The organism is Desulfallas thermosapovorans DSM 6562 (genome assembly GCF_008124625.1).
Classification (GTDB): Bacteria; Bacillota; Desulfotomaculia; order Desulfotomaculales; family Desulfallaceae; genus Sporotomaculum; species Sporotomaculum thermosapovorans.
The window spans coordinates 15,073-32,079 of record NZ_VNHM01000008.1 but is presented as its reverse complement, the minus strand read 5'-3'; the positions used below and the strand labels follow the sequence as shown (position 1 = coordinate 32,079).

19 protein-coding genes and 1 riboswitch are annotated in these 17,007 nt (G+C 49.7%); of the genes, 3 read left to right on the top strand and 16 right to left on the bottom strand.

The annotated features are described in order from the left end of the window. Window positions 1-14: 14 nt before the first annotated feature. The 3 genes from LX24_RS08185 to LX24_RS08175 form a co-directional block, all read right to left on the bottom strand. Window positions 15-593 carry a TerD family protein gene (locus LX24_RS08185; protein ID WP_166511663.1) on the bottom strand — a complete coding sequence of 193 codons (579 nt, stop codon included), beginning with the start codon at window positions 591-593 and terminating at the stop codon, window positions 15-17. Window positions 594-662: 69 nt separating this feature from the next. Next, window positions 663-1,280 (bottom strand): TerD family protein, encoded by a 618-nt coding sequence (locus LX24_RS08180; protein WP_166511662.1) that lies wholly within the window; start codon window positions 1,278-1,280, stop codon window positions 663-665. Between the two features lie 15 nt (window positions 1,281-1,295). Continuing rightward, entirely contained in the window at window positions 1,296-1,868 is a 573-nt protein-coding gene (locus LX24_RS08175) for a TerD family protein (protein WP_166511661.1), read from the bottom strand. 221 nt (window positions 1,869-2,089) lie between these two features. Here LX24_RS08175 and LX24_RS08170 point away from each other — a divergent pair, with 221 nt between their 5' ends. Continuing rightward, entirely contained in the window at window positions 2,090-2,386 is a 297-nt protein-coding gene (locus tag LX24_RS08170) for a nitrous oxide-stimulated promoter family protein (RefSeq protein ID WP_166511660.1), read from the top strand. A 91-nt stretch (window positions 2,387-2,477) separates the two neighbouring features. Here the strand turns inward: LX24_RS08170 and LX24_RS08165 are convergent, their stop codons facing one another. Continuing rightward, window positions 2,478-2,801 (bottom strand): YnfA family protein, encoded by a 324-nt coding sequence (locus tag LX24_RS08165; protein ID WP_166511659.1) that lies wholly within the window; start codon window positions 2,799-2,801, stop codon window positions 2,478-2,480. Next, a complete protein-coding gene (locus LX24_RS08160) occupies window positions 2,794-3,153 on the bottom strand; it encodes a YnfA family protein (protein WP_166511658.1) in 360 nt (119 codons plus the stop codon). The genes LX24_RS08165 and LX24_RS08160 overlap by 8 nt, the downstream gene beginning before the upstream one ends. 379 nt (window positions 3,154-3,532) lie before the next feature. Between LX24_RS08160 and LX24_RS14960 the strand changes: the two genes are divergently transcribed. Then, window positions 3,533-4,258, top strand: a complete 726-nt coding sequence (locus tag LX24_RS14960; RefSeq protein WP_243131674.1) for a lytic transglycosylase domain-containing protein — start codon at window positions 3,533-3,535, stop codon at window positions 4,256-4,258. 161 nt (window positions 4,259-4,419) lie between these two features. Here LX24_RS14960 and crcB read toward each other — a convergent pair whose 3' ends face one another. The 9 genes from crcB to LX24_RS08110 form a co-directional block, all read right to left on the bottom strand. Then, the gene (gene crcB, locus LX24_RS08150; protein WP_166511657.1) at window positions 4,420-4,773 is read right to left on the bottom strand and encodes a fluoride efflux transporter CrcB; all 354 of its coding nucleotides are present in this window, start codon (window positions 4,771-4,773) and stop codon (window positions 4,420-4,422) included. Then, window positions 4,766-5,200, bottom strand: coding sequence for a fluoride efflux transporter FluC (locus LX24_RS08145; RefSeq protein WP_166511656.1), 435 nt, complete (start codon window positions 5,198-5,200; stop codon window positions 4,766-4,768). The genes crcB and LX24_RS08145 overlap by 8 nt, the downstream gene beginning before the upstream one ends. A 58-nt stretch (window positions 5,201-5,258) precedes the next feature. Further along, window positions 5,259-5,316: riboswitch (Fluoride riboswitch) on the bottom strand. A gap of 154 nt (window positions 5,317-5,470) precedes the next feature. Beyond that, on the bottom strand, window positions 5,471-7,174 hold the full coding sequence (locus LX24_RS08140; RefSeq protein WP_243131673.1) for an ABC transporter ATP-binding protein: 1,704 nt from the start codon (window positions 7,172-7,174) through the stop codon (window positions 5,471-5,473). 94 nt (window positions 7,175-7,268) lie between these two features. Then, on the bottom strand, window positions 7,269-8,108 hold the full coding sequence (locus tag LX24_RS08135; protein WP_166511655.1) for an ABC transporter permease: 840 nt from the start codon (window positions 8,106-8,108) through the stop codon (window positions 7,269-7,271). A gap of 214 nt (window positions 8,109-8,322) precedes the next feature. After that, entirely contained in the window at window positions 8,323-9,297 is a 975-nt protein-coding gene (locus LX24_RS08130; RefSeq protein ID WP_166511654.1) for an ABC transporter permease, read from the bottom strand. A 173-nt stretch (window positions 9,298-9,470) separates the two neighbouring features. Next, a complete protein-coding gene (locus LX24_RS08125) occupies window positions 9,471-11,057 on the bottom strand; it encodes an ABC transporter substrate-binding protein (RefSeq protein ID WP_166511653.1) in 1,587 nt (528 codons plus the stop codon). Between the two features lie 90 nt (window positions 11,058-11,147). Then, on the bottom strand, window positions 11,148-11,579 hold the full coding sequence (gene tsaA / locus LX24_RS08120) for a tRNA (N6-threonylcarbamoyladenosine(37)-N6)-methyltransferase TrmO (protein ID WP_166511652.1): 432 nt from the start codon (window positions 11,577-11,579) through the stop codon (window positions 11,148-11,150). Between the two features lies 1 nt (window position 11,580). Beyond that, window positions 11,581-12,192, bottom strand: a complete 612-nt coding sequence (locus LX24_RS08115; protein WP_166511651.1) for an FmdE family protein — start codon at window positions 12,190-12,192, stop codon at window positions 11,581-11,583. Window positions 12,193-12,469: 277 nt separating this feature from the next. After that, window positions 12,470-14,074, bottom strand: a complete 1,605-nt coding sequence (locus LX24_RS08110) for a PAS domain S-box protein (RefSeq protein ID WP_166511650.1) — start codon at window positions 14,072-14,074, stop codon at window positions 12,470-12,472. Between the two features lie 416 nt (window positions 14,075-14,490). Between LX24_RS08110 and LX24_RS08105 the strand changes: the two genes are divergently transcribed. Continuing rightward, a complete protein-coding gene (locus LX24_RS08105) occupies window positions 14,491-15,726 on the top strand; it encodes a (Fe-S)-binding protein (protein WP_166511649.1) in 1,236 nt (411 codons plus the stop codon). A 90-nt stretch (window positions 15,727-15,816) separates the two neighbouring features. On the opposite strand, the gene LX24_RS08100 is transcribed toward LX24_RS08105, so the two are convergent. Then, on the bottom strand, window positions 15,817-16,095 hold the full coding sequence (locus LX24_RS08100; RefSeq protein WP_166511648.1) for a hypothetical protein: 279 nt from the start codon (window positions 16,093-16,095) through the stop codon (window positions 15,817-15,819). Between the two features lie 141 nt (window positions 16,096-16,236). Then, entirely contained in the window at window positions 16,237-16,944 is a 708-nt protein-coding gene (locus LX24_RS08095) for an EAL domain-containing protein (protein ID WP_166511647.1), read from the bottom strand. Window positions 16,945-17,007 lie beyond the last annotated feature (63 nt).

Below are 17,007 nucleotides of genomic sequence, written 5' to 3'. Positions count from 1 at the left end.
CAGTTTGTAATTCTTTATCCGGCGTTTAAGCCATATGTGGCGGCCAGAGCAGCCAAACCACCCTGAAAACCGCTACCCACAGCGCTAAATTTCCACTCACCTTTATGGCGATATATTTCGGCCACCACAAGGCCGGTTTCAATGGAATAATCCTCACCCAAATCGTAACGGAGAATTTCCTCGCCATTATCTTCATTAACAACCCGGGCAAAGGCATTGGACACCTGGCCGAAATTCTGGTTGCGGGTGTCAGCCTCGTGAATATTAATGCAGATGGCTATTTTGTGGACTTCAGCAGGGACGGTAGCCAGGTTAATTTTAATTGTTTCATCGTCGCCTTCCCCTTCACCGGTACGGTTGTCCCCGGATAAAACAACAGAGCCGCTGGGGTCCTGCTTATTATTATAGAATACAAATGCCCCGTCACCGGTAGCCTTGCCTTCGGCGTTGACCAAAAAAGCCACGGCGTCCAAGTCAAATTCATGACCGCCGTCATATTTATTGGTATCCCAGCCAAGACCCACCATAATTTTGGTCAGGCCGGGGTTGGTTTTGGTTAAATCAATCTTTTGGCCTTTGGCCAGTGAAATCATATTATAAAACCTCCTGTATTACCCTTTTTTATCTTTATTATTGGCGTGTAAAAAATTTGTTTATATACTTTATAAAAACCTTCTGGACAGGGTTTGCAACCCGGGATCGGTGGTGGATTCGCCCAGAGCGGCAAATTTCCACTCCCCCTGGTGACGATATACTTCTCCGGCAATCAGCGTTGTTTTATTCTCGTACCCTTCAGACAGGTTAAATCTACATAATTCCTGGTTATTGACAATGTTGACCACCCGGATAAAGGCGTTTTTAATCATGCCGAAGTGCTGCTTGCGTCTTTCGCAGTCGTAAATATTGACCACGAACACCAGCCGGTGCACATCAGCGGGTACCCTGGCGAGCTCCACCATGATTTGTTCATCATCGCCTTCGCCCTCTCCGGTGAGGTTGTCCCCCGAATGGCGGACACTGCCGCAGGGGCTTGTCTTATTACCGTAATAAACAAGATTTTTGTTTTTGGTTAATTTGCCGTTGGCATCAAGCATAAAAACCGAAGCATCACAGTCAATATCAATGGTTTTGCTTCCCCCGCCAAACAGGCCGCCCAGTAAACCTTTCCCGCCGCCACCTTTACTTTCAACGGGGTCCCATCCAAGACCAACCATAATTTTTGACAAACCGGGGTTGGTTTTGGTTAGATCAATCTTTTGCCCTTTTTGCAGGTTAATCACCGAAAAACTCCCTTCTTATTCCAGGCCATACAAACGCACCAGGCCCGCCAGTCCATCATTAAATCCCTGGCCCACGGCTGCAAACTTCCACTCACCACCATGTCGGTATAGCTCGGCAAATACCAGGGCGGTTTCAATACTATAATCCTCACTGAGGTCATAGCGCAGCAATTCTGCACCTGAGTTTTCGTCCACTATGCGGACAAAGGCATTGGATACCAGACCAAAGTTCTGGTTGCGCTCTTTAGCCATGTGAATAGTTACCGTAATGGCAATTTTATGGATGTGAGCAGGAACTTTACTTAAATCTATTTTAATTTGCTCGTCGTCACCTTCACCTTCACCGGTAAGGTTGTCCCCCAAATGTTCAACAGCACCGCTGACGTGTTTCAAGTTGTTGTAAAACACAAAGTCATCGGCACTGGCACATTTACCGTTCTTGCCCAGCAGAAAAACAGAAGCATCCAAATCAAAGTCCGGCCCGTCAAATTTGTTGGTATCCCACCCCAGACCGGCAATAACTTTGGTAAGCCCGGGCCGGCCTTTGGTTAAATCCACCTTTTGTCCCTTTTGTAAATTAACCGCCAAGACAAATCCCCCTTTTTTTACTATTTAGGAAGCAAATAACGCCATATTTTCTTTATATATTAAATTATAAAATTTTATACATTACAATGCAAGCATGCATTAGAACGCATTTGATTAATTAACACCATGTAAAAAGTATTTTACATTTTATAAATGAGACTACTTCAAAGCTGCTTATAAATTCCATGGGAAAAGCACTGCAGGATTGATATACTAATACCATGAGAAACGTTATTGAAGCAGAAAAAAAAACTGTTCATACCATGATCAAACTTTACTGCCGGAACAAGCATGGCACGGAAAAATACCTGTGTCATGATTGCCGCAACTTACTGGCATACGCGCACAAAAGGCTGGATAACTGCCGGTTTGGCAGCGAAAAACCCACCTGCCAGAAATGCCCGGTCCACTGTTATAAACCCGATATGCGCCACAAGATTAAAGAAGTAATGCGATACTCGGGACCGCGCATGCTCTTTACCCACCCGCTGGCAGCCCTGAAACACCTGTTCAAATAGGGAAGCAAGGGGACGGTTCCCCTGCTTCCACTACCCCACCGCTAATTTTGACGTTCATGGAAAGCAAATGGTTCCATTTATTTCAGCCAACTCATCTTGGTGTCCAAATAATTATTGCAGCCCCAATAAGGGCCACACAGGAACCGGCCCAATCATATTTATCGGGCCTTTTTTTGTCGATAAACCATCCCCACAGCAGGGACAACACAATGAAAACGCCGCCATACGCCGCATACACCCGGCCAAAATGAGGATATTCCTGCAACGTAGGTATTACACCGTACAGAACCAAGATTACGGCACCGACAACACCCAACCATATTCCCTTTTTCTCACGCAACCATAACCAAACAAAATACCCCCCGCCAATTTCGGCCAAACCGGCCATGATGAAAAGGATAGCGGATTTAATCAACGCCGCCGGCCTCCCTTTGTTGCCCCCCGCGGGGGAACCATAAAATTATTGCTGTGCCAACCAGGGCGACAAATGTGCCCAGCCAATCATAAAAATCGGGAGTTACACCATCAATCCACCAACCCCATAAAATGGACATAATGATAAATACGCCGCCGTATGCCGCGTATATACGCCCGAAATCAGGGAAGTTCTGCAGTGTGGGTATCACCCCGTATAGTATCAATATTATACCGCCGGCCAACCCCCAGATTGGACCGGCTCCATCCCGGAGCCAAATCCATATGAAATAACCTCCCGCTATTTCAGCCAAACCAGCCAGAATGAAAAGAATCACCGATCTGACAACCATGCTAGCCTCCCCACATAGATGATGTATTAACGGGATAAATGCATAATCACAACATTATAATTATAATGCATAAGTTACTATCCACAACCATACCGGTGCCAGGTGTTGAAAATTTTTATTCTTTCAACCCTGTATGCATGCCTTTCCAGGGTACAAAACGTCATGAATGAAGTTTAAAATTTTAACACCCGGCACTAAAGCAGGAATTAAACACTCTGGAGTATAATTATATATAACTGGTAATTGTTACACTATCGTATTATCGCCTGGATACCACCCCACCATTGTCATCTATCCAACACCAGGCTGATCGACTTTGACCGTTATCTTTTTATCGTTATCTTATTGTAAAAATACCCGCTGGAGATTAGAGAAAGATATGGATATGAAGCTGGATACCCTTGCGAAAACAATTTTCATGGAAATGCTGTCATCCTCGCTATCAGAAACAAATCAATCCGGCAGCACTGTTGGGACTGGCCCGGGCTTTTCCGATATTTTAATGCTGGCCCTGCTACGCCGGCAAACAAGCCCGTCCTCCACCCAATTGGGCCTGCCACAGGTAGTAGATTTGCTCCTGCCAACCAGTCCAGGTTATATCACCGGCCGCCAGGTGGCCAAATATTACGCCGCCGGTGCGACCGGTTCCGGCCACAAAAGCTACGGGACGGCGTCCGCCTCCGGAGCCGCAGGTGCCGGCACCATGGCTGGTGCGAGCAAAGCGGAGCTGGAAAAAATGGTGGAACAAGTGGCCCTAAAACACGGTGTTGATCCAGCCCTGGTTAAATCAGTGGTGCAGGCGGAATCAGGCTTTAACCCCCGGGCGGTATCGCCGGCGGGAGCCATGGGACTGATGCAGCTCATGCCGGGAACGGCCGCCTCGCTTGGCGTTACCGACCCCTTGGACCCGGTACAAAATGTAGACGGCGGGGTGCGCTACTTGAAACAAATGCTAAACCGCTACGATGGCAATGTATCCCTGGCACTGGCCGCCTATAATGCCGGTCCCGGAGCGGTGGATCGCGCCGGCGGCATCCCCAATTACCGGGAAACCCGTGATTACGTGCAAAAGGTAACCAGAAACAGAGTGAACTTTGTAGTGTAGGAAACTGTCTATCGCCAACCACGGCCCAACTTTAACACCTATAAGGTCCTTAATCTAGAGGAGAGCTTTTTCACTATCAAAAGGAGGAGCTCTCCTTTGTAACAAAGTACAAGCATGCCCGTCCCCAATCTTCCACCGCGCTAGCGATCCAGAAGTGCACGCTACGCCGCCGCCCGGGCCAGGCCGAAACCCAGCGAAAAACTCAAAATCACGTACAGCGCAGCAACGGTATACTTTCGTTTTTCAAATAATTGTAAAACTTCAAATTCAAAGGTAGAAAACGTAGTAAAAGCGCCCAAAAAACCGAGGCCGAAAATCAATTCGATTCCTGGAAATTTTTGAAATAACCCGGGGTGCAAGATTAACAGGCCCAATAAAAAACTGCCGGTGACATTGACTATAAAGGTGGCCATGGGAAAACTGTTCTTCCAGTACCTGTTTATTAACCTCCCGGCTAAGTACCTGCAGCACGCTCCTAAAAAACCACCAATACCCACAAGAACGGTATTAGTCATTTTCCATCCCTCCAGCCGTGTTTGTTGTTTGCTTCAAGCCTGCCGCCAAATGTTTTGCCAGCGCCCTTCCCGCCATAGCTGATAGAAATCCAAGGACAAGGCTTGATCCAACGTATAATAAGGCAATTAAGGGGAGTTTTTGAACCATTGTTACAAATTCAACACTTAAAGCAGAAAACGTGGTCATTGAACCCATAAAACCAGTGGATATGCCTAATACAAGATATGGGTTGGTGACGAAGGGTGGAGCACCGGTTATGCAATCCAATGCAACCGTTAAAAAAAATGCCAGCAGAAAGCTGCCCGCTAAATTAACCGCCAGTGTCCCCAGCGGGAACCAATATGGTTCATTCAAATAGCCCGCAATATAATATCTCGCCAGGGTTCCTAGAAATCCACCAACACCTACGCTAAGTAAATTCCTCACTTAAACTCCCCCACTTGCAAACATTTTTAGAAAAACAAAAAGCTCCTCCGTGGCCTTTTGCCCGGTAGGAGCCATCAGCTTTTCAGCATTGGGCGAGCCCCATCGCCAATATTGTATTGAGTCGATAAGCTGCCGTCCAAACACCCGATAATATGCACAAATTATACTACCAGTTATACTATATTTCAAGGCGGTGGTCAGGAAGATTTATTGAAGGTGCCCAACCGCGTTTATCGCCTGTAACTGTTGGTTTTAAGGGCCTTAAACCGTCTAATAATTAATCACCTCCAACTTACTATCCCGAACGCCCAGACTGGCCGCGTTTCGCAGTAATTGCCTGGCGTATTCGGTGCGCGGGTTGGCGGTGATTTCCCCGGCCGGGCCTTCCTCCACAATGCGGCCCTCCCACATAACGGCAATCCGGTCACTTACCTTGCGGGCCAGGGCAATATCGTGGGTGATGAATAAAATGGCCAGCCCCCGCTTTTCCTGCAGGTTAAGCAGCAGCTTTAAAATCTTGGCCTGCACGCTGGGATCCAGAGCCGAAGTGGGCTCATCGGCAATAAGCACCCCGGGATTTAAAACCAGCGCCCGGGCAATGGTTACCCGCTGGGCTTCCCCGCCGCTCAGGTGGTGGGGATAGGTAGCCAGAAATTCCTCATCCGAGGGTAGTTCCACTTCCTCCAGGCACTTCCTTACCGTGGCCAACCGCTCTTCCCGGGTGCCAATACCCTGAATATCCAGGGGCTCTTGCACGGCATCCAGCACGGAACTGCGGTGGTTGATGGAATCATGGGGGTTTTGGAATACCATTTGCACTTTGCGGTAAAAATGCTTATCCCTTTTCTTGATAATGTTACCCTCCAGTTTAATTTCACCGGCCGTGGGTTTTTCCAGGCCCATGACGGTGTGGGCCAGCGTGCTTTTTCCGGACCCGCTGGCCCCCACCACAGCCAGGGTTTCTCCTTCATAAAGGGTTAAATCCACCCCGTCCACCGCATGAATGGTACCGTAGTGTTTTTTCAGTCCCTGCACTTCCAAAAAGGGTATTATCCCCCCCCGGTGGCAGGCCAGCAGGCGCCCGTGGCACTCCTCCAACGCCGGTTCCTCAGCCGCGCACCTGGGCAGCGCCTGGGTGCAGCGGTTATGAAAACGGCAACCGCCGGTGTTCCGCCGGGTACGCCCTTTGATGCCCACCAGGTCCTTGGTGGTGGTCATATTGGGATAGCAGCGCAGCAATCCCCTGGTATAGGGATGTCTCGGATTGGTCAGCACCAGGCGGGCCGGCCCGGCCTCCACCAGCACGCCGTTATATAGCACCAGCACAGTGTCCGCCAGGGCTGCCGCCAGGGATATATCGTGGGTGACCAGCAGTAGTGCTTTGTCACGGCCCACTTTGTAAAGCAATTCGGTAATCTGGGACCTGTTTACCGCATCCAGGGCAGCGGTGGGCTCATCCAGTATAATTAATTCCGGATCATTGGCCAAAGCCATGGCCATTAATACTCGCTGCTTTTCCCCTCCGCTGAGCTGGTGAGGGTAAAGGGCGTGTTTATTGGGATTCAGGCCCACCCGTGATAACAACCCGGCCGCGTGCTGCAAGGCTGCTTTCTTTTTCATTTTCCCGTGCTCGATCACAGGCTCCGCCACCTGGTTAATCGCAGTTTGCACCGGGTTCAACGCCCCGGACACGTTCTGGAAGACCACGGATATGTTATTCCAGCGGATACCTTGCCAACCTGCCTCGTCCAGAGTAAAAAGATCCTTACCTCCCCAAAGCGCCTGCCCTGTAACCTCAGCCCGGGTCAGCCCGGCCACGGCAAGGCCCAGGGTGGTTTTACCCGCTCCGGATTCACCAATAACAGCCACCGTTTCCCCTTTGCCAACGGAAAAGCTGATATTATCCAGCACCTTTTTGGCATTATAGCTGGCCGATAAATTATTCACCTGCAGCAGTACCGCTTTGGAACACATACCGGGGCCTCCTTTCAGTTAAACTTGCACAGGTTAAAAAACACAAACTTTTATAATCATCCACTGTGAACGTTAAGCTTGCCACAGCCGAAAATCATACCCCGGGCCGCAGCCTGGGGTCGACAATTTCCTCCAGGGCATAGCCAAGATAGGAAAAGGCCAGCACAGTCAGGGCCAGGGCTGCCCCGGCGGGCAGCAGCCACCATTGCCAGACATCCAGGTAACTGAATTTCAATGCATGCTGGATCATCATTCCCCAGCTGACGGTGCCCGGATCAGTAATACCCAAAAAGGCCAACCCGGCCTCGGTGACCACCGCCCGCCGGGCATTCTGCACCAGCCCCACCGTAATTACCGGCGTCAAGTCAGGTAAAACATGTTTGTAGAACGCCTGCCACTGCCCGGCCCCAAAGGTGCGGGCGGCGTAAACGTGGGTTCTTTGCTTCAAGGTCAGTGTCTGGGCCCTGATTACCCTAGCCCCCACGGGCCAGCCGATTAAGGCCAGGGTTAATACCAGTAACGGCAGGCCGGGCTGCAAGTAAGCAGCCACCAAAATGATCACCAGCACCGGCGGAATAGTTAACAGCGCATCGGTGAACCGCATCAGCAGGTTATCCACCCAGCCCCCGGCCAGGGCCGCGCCGGCCCCCACCATTATACCAAGCAGCATGCTCAGCACAGCCACACCCACCGCCACCACCAGGGAGGTCCGGGCACCCCACACCAGGCGGCTGAAGATATCCTGGCCCACATCATTGGTGCCCAGCCAGTGCCCGTCTCCGGGGGGCAGCAGCACATCCACGGAATGTTCCACCGGGGAGTGGGGCACCAGCACAGGCCCCACCAGCGCCACAAGTATGATCAGGCCCAAAAGCCCGGTACCAACCCGGGCAATACGATTTTGTTTAACCTGCTGAACATAATTAATGTGCATGGTTCACCGTTCCCTTATTTAATTACAGGCTAATTTAAATCTAAAAAACTTATTTAATAATTGAACCCTTCCCCAGGGGAAATATAAGTGCCCATTTCTGTGGAACCGGGCACCGCCGGCAGGAAAAACGTAACGTCCCCATGGCCTTCTTCTTGAGCATCTATTTCGGCAGAGCCGGGTACCACAGGCAAGAAAAACCAAACGTCCCTGTTTCCTACCCCGCGGCTGCCACCCGCGGGTCTATTTTAATGTACAGCATATCGGTAATAAAACTAACGGCCAGTACCGATACCGTCACCACCAGGAAAATACCCTGCAGTACCGGGTAGTCCCTGGTCAACAGGGCGTTGTAGAGCAGGTGCCCCAGGCCGGGATAAGCAAACACGGTTTCCACGAACAGTACCCCGGTGGCCAGGCGGCCCACCCTTACACCGGTGCGGGTAACCACGGGCAGCATGGCATTGCGCCCGGCATGCCGGTAGCGTACCACCCGGGGGCTTAACCCCTTGGCTTTGGCTGTTAATATAAAGGGGGCCTTCAGCACGGTGACCATGGTGTTTCTGGTCAACAGATAAGCACCGGAAATGCCGGATATGGTCAGGGCCGCCAGGGGTAGCGCCAGGTGACGCAGCACGTCCAGTATCAGGGCTGTTCCGGCCAGACCGGCATAGGGCGTAACGGCGCCAGACAAAGGGAAAAGCCCCAGCAGAACACCAAAAAACAACAGCAGCAAAATACCAATAAAGAAATCGGGCAAACCGTTCAATAACATGACCCCCGAAAGCAGGGCCACATCTTTACCGCTGCCTCTGCTCCAACCCGACTCGATGCCCAGCACAATACCCAACAAAGTGGAAAGAAATAAAGCGCTGCCCGCCAGAAGCAGAGTCCAGGGCAATGAACCCATAACCACGTCAAGCACCGGGGCGTTGTGGTAAAAGGAGTAACCCAAATCGCCCGTGGCCAGACCTGTCATATATTGCACAAACTGCTCACCCATCGATTCATTGAGGGCCAGCCTCTCCTCCAGGCGGGCTTTAAGTTCACCAGTCATTTGCACATGAACGTCCGCCCCGTAAATGGCGGTCAGGGGATCCCCCGGAAGTAAACGGGGCAGCGCAAAATTAAGGCTTAGTATTATAAAAAGGGCTATGAAATAATTTGTAAACAGCAATGTTTTACCCTTCATAACACCAAATCACCTCCGGGGTTAGATTACGGTAAACCCGACAATTCAAATTTAGTTACCTACCACTGATTAAATTTTATACCCAAGCGTATTTAATCCGATTTATGGAAATAAGCTTAAGGCATGAGAACATTTATTTATTTAAATAAAAGAACAATGTTCACGGGCCAAGTTTAGTTTGACTCAACAAAGCACAGCTTGTTCAGCGGTTGCGGCACGCCGGAAGCAACACCACCCTTGGTGTAATACAAATCAATACTGCCGTCGTGCCCCCAATACCAGGTGGGATAATACAGGCTCAGGGCGGGCAATTCACCGGCATACACCGCCTGGGCCTCCTGCACCAGCTGTTTTCTGGCTGCGGGGTCGGTTTCCTTTAACTGGGCGGCCAGCAGCCCGTTCAACTTCATACTGGCGGCATACCTGGCACTGTTAAAACTTTTACCGAGGATCATATTGTTTAAAACCACTGGGTCGCTGCCCAAACCGCCATGCCCGCTGAAAGCCAGTTCAAAGTCCCACTGCTGCACCCTGCTGTCCAGGGTCTTTGCTTCCAGGCTTCGCAGTTCCACTTTAATACCCGCCTTATCCAGCTGGGCGGCAATGATTTCTCCATCCCGGGTATACTCCTGGGAAACCAGCATTTCCAATACCAGCGGCCGGCCGTCCTTTTGAAAATAACCATCCTGTTGCGTGTAGCCCAAGCCCTTTAAAAGTGCCGCAGCTTTGACCGGGTCATGCCGGTATTGCTGTACATCCGGATTGTGCCAGTCGCTGTCCGGAGGCAGCATGCCGGGACTGGCCGCCACCGCGTGCCCCCGTCCCACCACCCGGGCCAGTTCCTCCCGGTCAATGGCGTAAGCCAGCGCCTGGCGAAATTCTTTATGGGAGAAGGGTTCCATGGTGTGATTAATCATTAGCTTGGTGTTCCAAAAGTGCGGCCCGCTGGTGACGGTAATACCGTCCTTTTGCAAGCCTTCCACCACTTCCGGCGGTACCTCGGCCGCGTTTACCTCACCCTTTTGCAGGGCTGAGTGGGCCATCTCCTGGCTTACCTTGACATAGCGAATTTGCCGCACCAGTGGCCGGCCGCCGTAATAATTTTCATTGGCCGCATACAAATAGGTGCCGTGTTCCTTGTTGTAGTCCACCAGTTTAAAGGGACCCGTGCCCACCAGGGCATCGCTTTCCCGGTATGTCTCGGGGTTATCCACGTTTTCCCAGATGTGTTTGGGTAATATGGGCAATGTTCCCGCAGTGTACTCCAAAAAGGGCGCATAGGGTTCATGCAGCTTGACCTGTACGGTATAATCATCAATGGCTTCCACCTGAGCCACCATTGTGGTATCCACCATTGAATAGGGATATTTGCCCACGTAATCAAAGGTAAACACCACATCCCCGGCGGTGAAGGGCTGGCCGTCATGCCAGGTTACATCCCTGCGCAGGTTAAAGGTGTAAGTCAAGCCGGCTTCGTCATAACTCCAGTCCTCCGCCAGGGCAGGTACAAAACCGGCGGCATCCTTCCAAACCAGGGTATCGAAGATCATGCTCATACGCAAAATCCCGGGTCCCCGGGGATGATGCCCGTAAGGGCTGGGAAAACCCCAATCACCGGTGGTGTCGGCAATGGTATAAATGTCCGGTGCACCCGCGGAGGATCCATTATTCCTTTGTCCCTCCCCGCAACCGGCCAGCAAAATTACCGCCAGCAGCCCTGTGCATACCATCAATAACAGGCGGCCCACACTTTTTGTCATACCGCGACTCTCCTTTATTTAATCCAGAGCAAAAAATAAATTACCATGAAAGCCCCCATTTCCGGGAGACACCTTCATGGCATAAAAATACTAGCTCTTGTTATCCAACCAGTTCAGCCTGGCCTCGGGCAACGCATCAATGCCCGGCGAATAGGGCTTGATATCCAGCAGCGGGCTGCCGTCCAGGGCATCCAGCCCCCGCACGGTGAGTTTGTTGCCCTCAACGGACACAAGTTCCGCGACACAGAAAGCGATGGGGTTGGGCCGGGACGGTGACCGGCAGGCAAACACCCCTCTGATTACGTCGCTATAAGGTGTTTTGGTTTGCAGCTTTTCCCGGTTGGCCTGGCTGCACCAGTACAACACTATAAGGTGCGAAGCTTCGGTAATATCCTTTAGCCCCGGGGTATATGCACTAAATATCTCCATAACGCATTTATCCCGGGAATAACGTCCTTGCCTGGGAGCTTCGCCTGATTTTTTGTAAGGGGTGTGAATCACGCCGATGGGCTGCAGCTGCATATTACCAGCCCCTGGTATAATCTTCGAAACAATCCAGGCATACAAAGGCACCGTCACGCACTCTGGCCCGGGGTTCCATCACATATTCTCCGCAGCGGGAGCACTGCACCGATGGGAAAAGACGAGCCTTGGAGGGAAATTGGAAGTCAATCTGCTCCACTTTACAGAACTCCTCCTCGGGCATGTGCAGTATTTGCTCCACCCGCCGCCCCTGGGCCGCCTTGAATTTAGCCTTTTCCTCCTCGGTGGCCGTGCCGCCGAATACTTTGCTGCGCAGCTGGGCCATTTCGGGATTGGGGCGGTGCATGACAGCCCCGTCCACCGATATGCGCAGCGCCCTGTTGGCGTTACGGCTGCCAAAGACATATACCTGCTTGCCCCGGTCGCGATAAATCAAGTTGCCTTTGCCCAGGGTACACCCCGTCATCACCATCACGGCGTCCACGCCGCAAGCGTCATTTTCCACAATGGCCAGCAGTTCCTCATCCGGCGAACGCATTTCCTCCAAGTGTTTCAGTGCTATTTCCGATACCCGGTAACCGATGGCCAGGCCGGGGCAAACATGCCCGTGAAACTCAATGGCCTTTTCCCAGGGAGTCTTTTCCATACACATAGTTATACACCTCATTATTAATATATTTACACCGGTTCATTACAACAAAAAGGCCACAAAGACTCTCCCACCTGCGGGAAAAACCTTCGTGGCCTTATTTTTACACAGTAAATACAACTAGGGACATAATTACATACCTTGTTCCGCACAAGCCAACCAGCTTCCAGCTGGTTATTTACAATTTTTATGCTAAAGGGTTTGCTGGGATTTGTCAACCGTTTTTCTGACAATTTGGCTTTAAAGTTAATAGAATCTATACCTTTATCCTGCTGCCGTCTTAGTGTGACAGCTTAAACCGCACGGCAAAGGTAGTGCCCCCGGGACCGCTATCTACGGTTAGGTAGGCATTGTGCCTGGCGACTATGCTGTAACATACCGCCAACCCCAATCCGGTGCCGTTGTCTTTGGTGGTAAAAAAGGGTGTGCCCAGCTTATCCATGGCATCCGGATCAATGCCGCAGCCATCGTCCTGGATTGCTAACACCACCTCACCTTTTTCCAAAGTGGTTCTGATGACCATACGGCCACCGGCGGACATAGCTTCCAGACCGTTACGCACCAAATTTATGATCAGCTGGCGCATTTCTTTGGCATCCAGCAATAAATCGGGTACCGTACCCAGTTCCAGGACGATTTGCTTGTTACCCTTTAAACCGTCCGCTTGAAGTAGAGGATAATGATTAAGCAGCAGGGAATTTATATTTTGCATTTCCTTTTCAACACGCTTATTTTTGGCCAGGGCCAAAAAATCTGTAATAATGGCATTGGCCCGGTCCAGTTCTTCAATCATCAAGTCATAATATCTTTTATAGTTCTGACAATCCTTTTTATCTCTTAGCAGTTGTAAAAACCCCCGTACCGAAGCCAGCGGATTGCGCACTTCATGTCCGATGGTGGCGGCCAATTCCCCCACAATGCGCAAGCGCTCAAGGCGGGCCATTTCCAGTTCCACCCGCTTTTGTTCGGTTATATCCTCGGCCAGTACCATCCCCCCGGTGATCCGGCCATTCATTTTTATCGGCGTGGAATTCAACTTTAAATACCTTATACTGCCATTTTTATGTATGATTTCAGTTTCGTAACTACTGGCCGTACCCTCTTGCAATCTCTTTTGAAAAATTTCTTGAGAAATTTGTTCTTTATAATGGTCCGGGATACTCTCCAGTACGCTCCGCCCAATCAGTTCTTCAGCACTATACCCTAAAATCTCTGTGCATTTATTGTTGGTAAAGGTAATGACTCCCCTGGTATCGTAAGTCAAAAAAAGCTCATTTAAGTTCTCAATGAGTGTTTTTTGGTAATTTACCTTGTCCCTGAGATTGTTTTCACTTTCCCGCAGTATTTTTTCCATACGCCTGCGCTCATTTATTTCCTTCTGGAGTTGTTCATTGGCAGTGGCCAGTTCCCGGGTGCGCTCCGCCACCAGTTCCTCCAGCCGGTGGCGGTGCTGGTTTAACTCCTTCTCCAGTTCTTTATTTGCAGTGATATCCCGGACACATTCAATAGCCCCGGCCAGGCTACCCGCACTGTCATAAAGGGGCGCGGCTGTTACCCACAGGTAGGCTCCCCGGCCCCGGTACAGCTGTGGCACAAAAATTTCAGCATATAACGTGTTCCCTTTTTTTTGGACATAATTATACTGCCGGGCAATCTCAGCGTCATACACGCCGATCAAATCCACCAGTGCAGGCCTTCGCTTTCCGTAAAACGGCAACGAGTAAGCAAAATCACCCTTACCAACAATGTCTTCTTTTTTTACCTCCGTCATCCCTTCAATGGCTCTGTTCCAGGCGATCACTTTACCTTCACGATTGACCACAAAGGTGGCATCGGGGAGGAAGTCAATAATATTCAAATAAAGCTGTTTATTACCCTTAGGCATTATATAACCTGCCTTTCATCGATGCTTGTAAATCACCCCGCCCAATATCTGTGTAAAAAGGAGTTTAAAGCCACAATTATAATTTTAAAGGTATAATTTGGACGTCAACGATTAACTTTCCTGCCCGCAATTTTATGAAAAACATATCTGGGGACTAATATAACAGCGTTTACATTAAGCAGGCTAAATTATATGGAACAATAATAAGCGTAAGCCAAAATACGCCGGACAATGGAGTTTGACAAAAAAAAATAAGGTGCAATAGGACTGCCTGGCAATGCTTACAGCGGGCAAAGTATGAAAAAAATAATATATAACAACCAAAGGTAAAAAAAGCAAGCCTGAATAATTGACATTGTTTCAATATAGTTTTAAACTATTGTTAATTAACTAACTATTTAACAGGGGGGAAAATAATGAGCGCGATCTTAGCTGAAAAGTTGGATCCCAACTTTTTAAGTGAGGTTATATCAAAGGCCTGCACAACTAAAGATCCCAATGATTTTTACAACTGCCTGGCCTGTGGTATGTGTAGTGCGGGCTGCCCCTATAATGGAGTGCATGATAATGCTGACCCAAGGAAATTCATTCGCATGCTGGTACTGGGGATGCGGGAAGAGGTGTTAAATTCCGACTTTATTTGGGCCTGCACCCAGTGCGGGCGCTGCACCATGGAATGTCCTATGGGTGTTGAGGTGTTAACACTGGTGCGCACGATCAGGGGCAACTTTGGCTTGAAAGCACCCGGATTTCTGCAGGATGTGGTGGACGCGCAGATTAAAACCGGTAACCAGATGGAAGTTTCCACGGAAGATTACCTGGAAACTCTGGAGTGGATGGAAGAGGAACTGCAGGAAGAAGTGGGTGACCCCAACGCTAAAATCCCCGTTGATAAAGAAGGGGCGGATTTTTTATTCCTCTGGGACCCCCGGGAAATCAAATATTACCCCAACGATGTACAAAGCATAGCCAAGATAATGTGGTATGTAGGTGCCAACTGGACCTGCAGCAGCAAATGGTGGGATGCCACCCATTATGCTTTATTTAGCGGTAATGACGAAGAATCCGCTATTATTACCCAACGTTACGCTGACGAAGTCAAACGTCTTAAAGTTAAAGAGTTAGTGGTCACTGAATGCGGACACGCCACCCACGCCAATAAATGGGGTCCCAAAGTATGGCTCACCAAGGACAATACATACCCCGTGAAGAGCATCATTGAAAAATATGTAGAGTGGTTCGAGGCCGGCCTGCTCAAAGTTGACCCCACCAAAAACCCTGAGCCCATTACACTGCATGACCCGTGTAATACGGTGCGCAAGCAAGGTCTGGGCGATGCCATACGGTATGTATTAAAGAAAACTGTCATGGATTTCAGGGAAATGAATCCCAACGGAGTTTTCAATTACTGCTGTGGCGGCGGCGGCGGGCTGCTGGCCATGGGCAAAGACATCTACCCCTATCGAATGGCCAAAGGGAAACTCAAGGCAGACCAGATTAAAGCCACCGAATGTAAATTGGTAGCCTGCCCGTGCCACAACTGTTTTGACCAACTGACTGATATTATTAAATACTATGAGCTGGAGGGTACCAGGGTCATCCACCTGCACCATTTGATCAGCCATGCACTGATAATGGATGAAAAGCCCTGAACCGGCACCATGGTTAAGGGTTACACTATTATACGAGACCAATATCAATGATTAAAATAAACTACTTACCGGGAAACAGTTCCGTACCCGTTACGGAACTATTTTCTCGGTAAATGCCATTGTTATGGCCGCATCCACCTGCTTCATGTTTTCCGGATTTGCATAAAGCAATCTGGCGGTATCCTCAAAGTTTAAATCCGGGTCGTCCTCGGCCAAAAGCGCCCATACTATGGTAATAAAAGCATGCAGGTTTAATTGCCTTAACTCCTCCACTGCCGCCTCTATGGAACCGTACTTTTCATTTATCCGGGTCATGGTTTCCTGTGATAACGTAAAGTTGCGTTCCTTATCCAGTATTACCTTAGCCATTTTACAGCCTGATTCAAAAAAGCAACCCTGACTTAGCCCCTACAAACGTTACGGGGTTAAACCCGCCACCTTCCAACCAGGCCTTCGCTCCTTTCACAATTATATTTTGAAGCAAGAGAACCGTCCCCCTGCTTCCTTGCTTCAGCCAACGCGCGGGATCAAATCCAGCGGACGGGGCCTGCCGAAGTAAAACCCTTGCCCCAAGTCTATGCCCATTGTCTTTAATGCTATGCTGGTATCATGATTCTCAACAAACTCGGCAATGGTTTTTTTGCCCAGGGTATGGGCAATGGAGTTCATGGACTCCACCAGTGCCCAGTTGGTGGGGTCTTTTGCAACGTTGCGAACAAAGGAACCGTCTATTTTCAAATAATCCACCGATAGCATACGCAAGTAAGAAAAGGAGGAAAAACCTATACCAAAGTCGTCCAGGGCAAAGGTGCAACCTAAATTCTTGATCCTGCGTATCCAGCATTCCGCTAGTTTGACATCTTTGACAGCACTGGTTTCAGTTATCTCAAAACCTATCCGGGAAGGTTCCACGTCGCTGTGACGTATGTCATATTCTATTGTGTCCAGCAAATTTTCGTCCCCCAGACTGGTACCGGAAAGGTTGATAAAAGTATTCAACTCCGCGTGGTTACTCATAATTTCCAACGTCGACTTAACTACCCACCGGTCCAATTGCGGCATCAACCCGAAACTTTCGGCGGCCTTAATAAAACTATTCGGCATAATTAATTTACCGTTTTTTAAGCGCAGGCGCAACAATGTTTCATAATGAGCCACCTGGCCGCTTTTAATATCGGCCACCGGCTGAAAGTGCAGCTCAAAAAAATTTCTCTTCAAGGCATTTTTAATTAAACCGATCATCTCATTGGTGTGGGATACATGAGCCGTGATATCCTCATC

Bases quoted from the DNA above. Each gene is read 5' to 3' on its own strand.
- LX24_RS08185 (WP_166511663.1), bottom strand. From the start codon at position 593: ATGATTTCACTGGCCAAAGGCCAAAAGATTGATTTAACCAAAACCAAC.
- LX24_RS08170 (WP_166511660.1), top strand. From the start codon at position 2,090: ATGAGAAACGTTATTGAAGCAGAAAAAAAAACTGTTCATACCATGATC.
- LX24_RS08160 (WP_166511658.1), bottom strand. From the start codon at position 3,153: ATGGTTGTCAGATCGGTGATTCTTTTCATTCTGGCTGGTTTGGCTGAA.
- LX24_RS14960 (WP_243131674.1), top strand. From the start codon at position 3,533: ATGGATATGAAGCTGGATACCCTTGCGAAAACAATTTTCATGGAAATG.
- crcB (WP_166511657.1), bottom strand. From the start codon at position 4,773: ATGACTAATACCGTTCTTGTGGGTATTGGTGGTTTTTTAGGAGCGTGC.
- LX24_RS08140 (WP_243131673.1), bottom strand. From the start codon at position 7,174: ATGTGTTCCAAAGCGGTACTGCTGCAGGTGAATAATTTATCGGCCAGC.
- LX24_RS08135 (WP_166511655.1), bottom strand. From the start codon at position 8,108: ATGCACATTAATTATGTTCAGCAGGTTAAACAAAATCGTATTGCCCGG.
- LX24_RS08130 (WP_166511654.1), bottom strand. From the start codon at position 9,297: ATGAAGGGTAAAACATTGCTGTTTACAAATTATTTCATAGCCCTTTTT.
- LX24_RS08125 (WP_166511653.1), bottom strand. From the start codon at position 11,057: ATGACAAAAAGTGTGGGCCGCCTGTTATTGATGGTATGCACAGGGCTG.
- tsaA (WP_166511652.1), bottom strand. From the start codon at position 11,579: ATGCAGCTGCAGCCCATCGGCGTGATTCACACCCCTTACAAAAAATCA.
- LX24_RS08115 (WP_166511651.1), bottom strand. From the start codon at position 12,192: ATGTGTATGGAAAAGACTCCCTGGGAAAAGGCCATTGAGTTTCACGGG.
- LX24_RS08110 (WP_166511650.1), bottom strand. From the start codon at position 14,074: ATGCCTAAGGGTAATAAACAGCTTTATTTGAATATTATTGACTTCCTC.
- LX24_RS08105 (WP_166511649.1), top strand. From the start codon at position 14,491: ATGAGCGCGATCTTAGCTGAAAAGTTGGATCCCAACTTTTTAAGTGAG.
- LX24_RS08100 (WP_166511648.1), bottom strand. From the start codon at position 16,095: ATGGCTAAGGTAATACTGGATAAGGAACGCAACTTTACGTTATCACAG.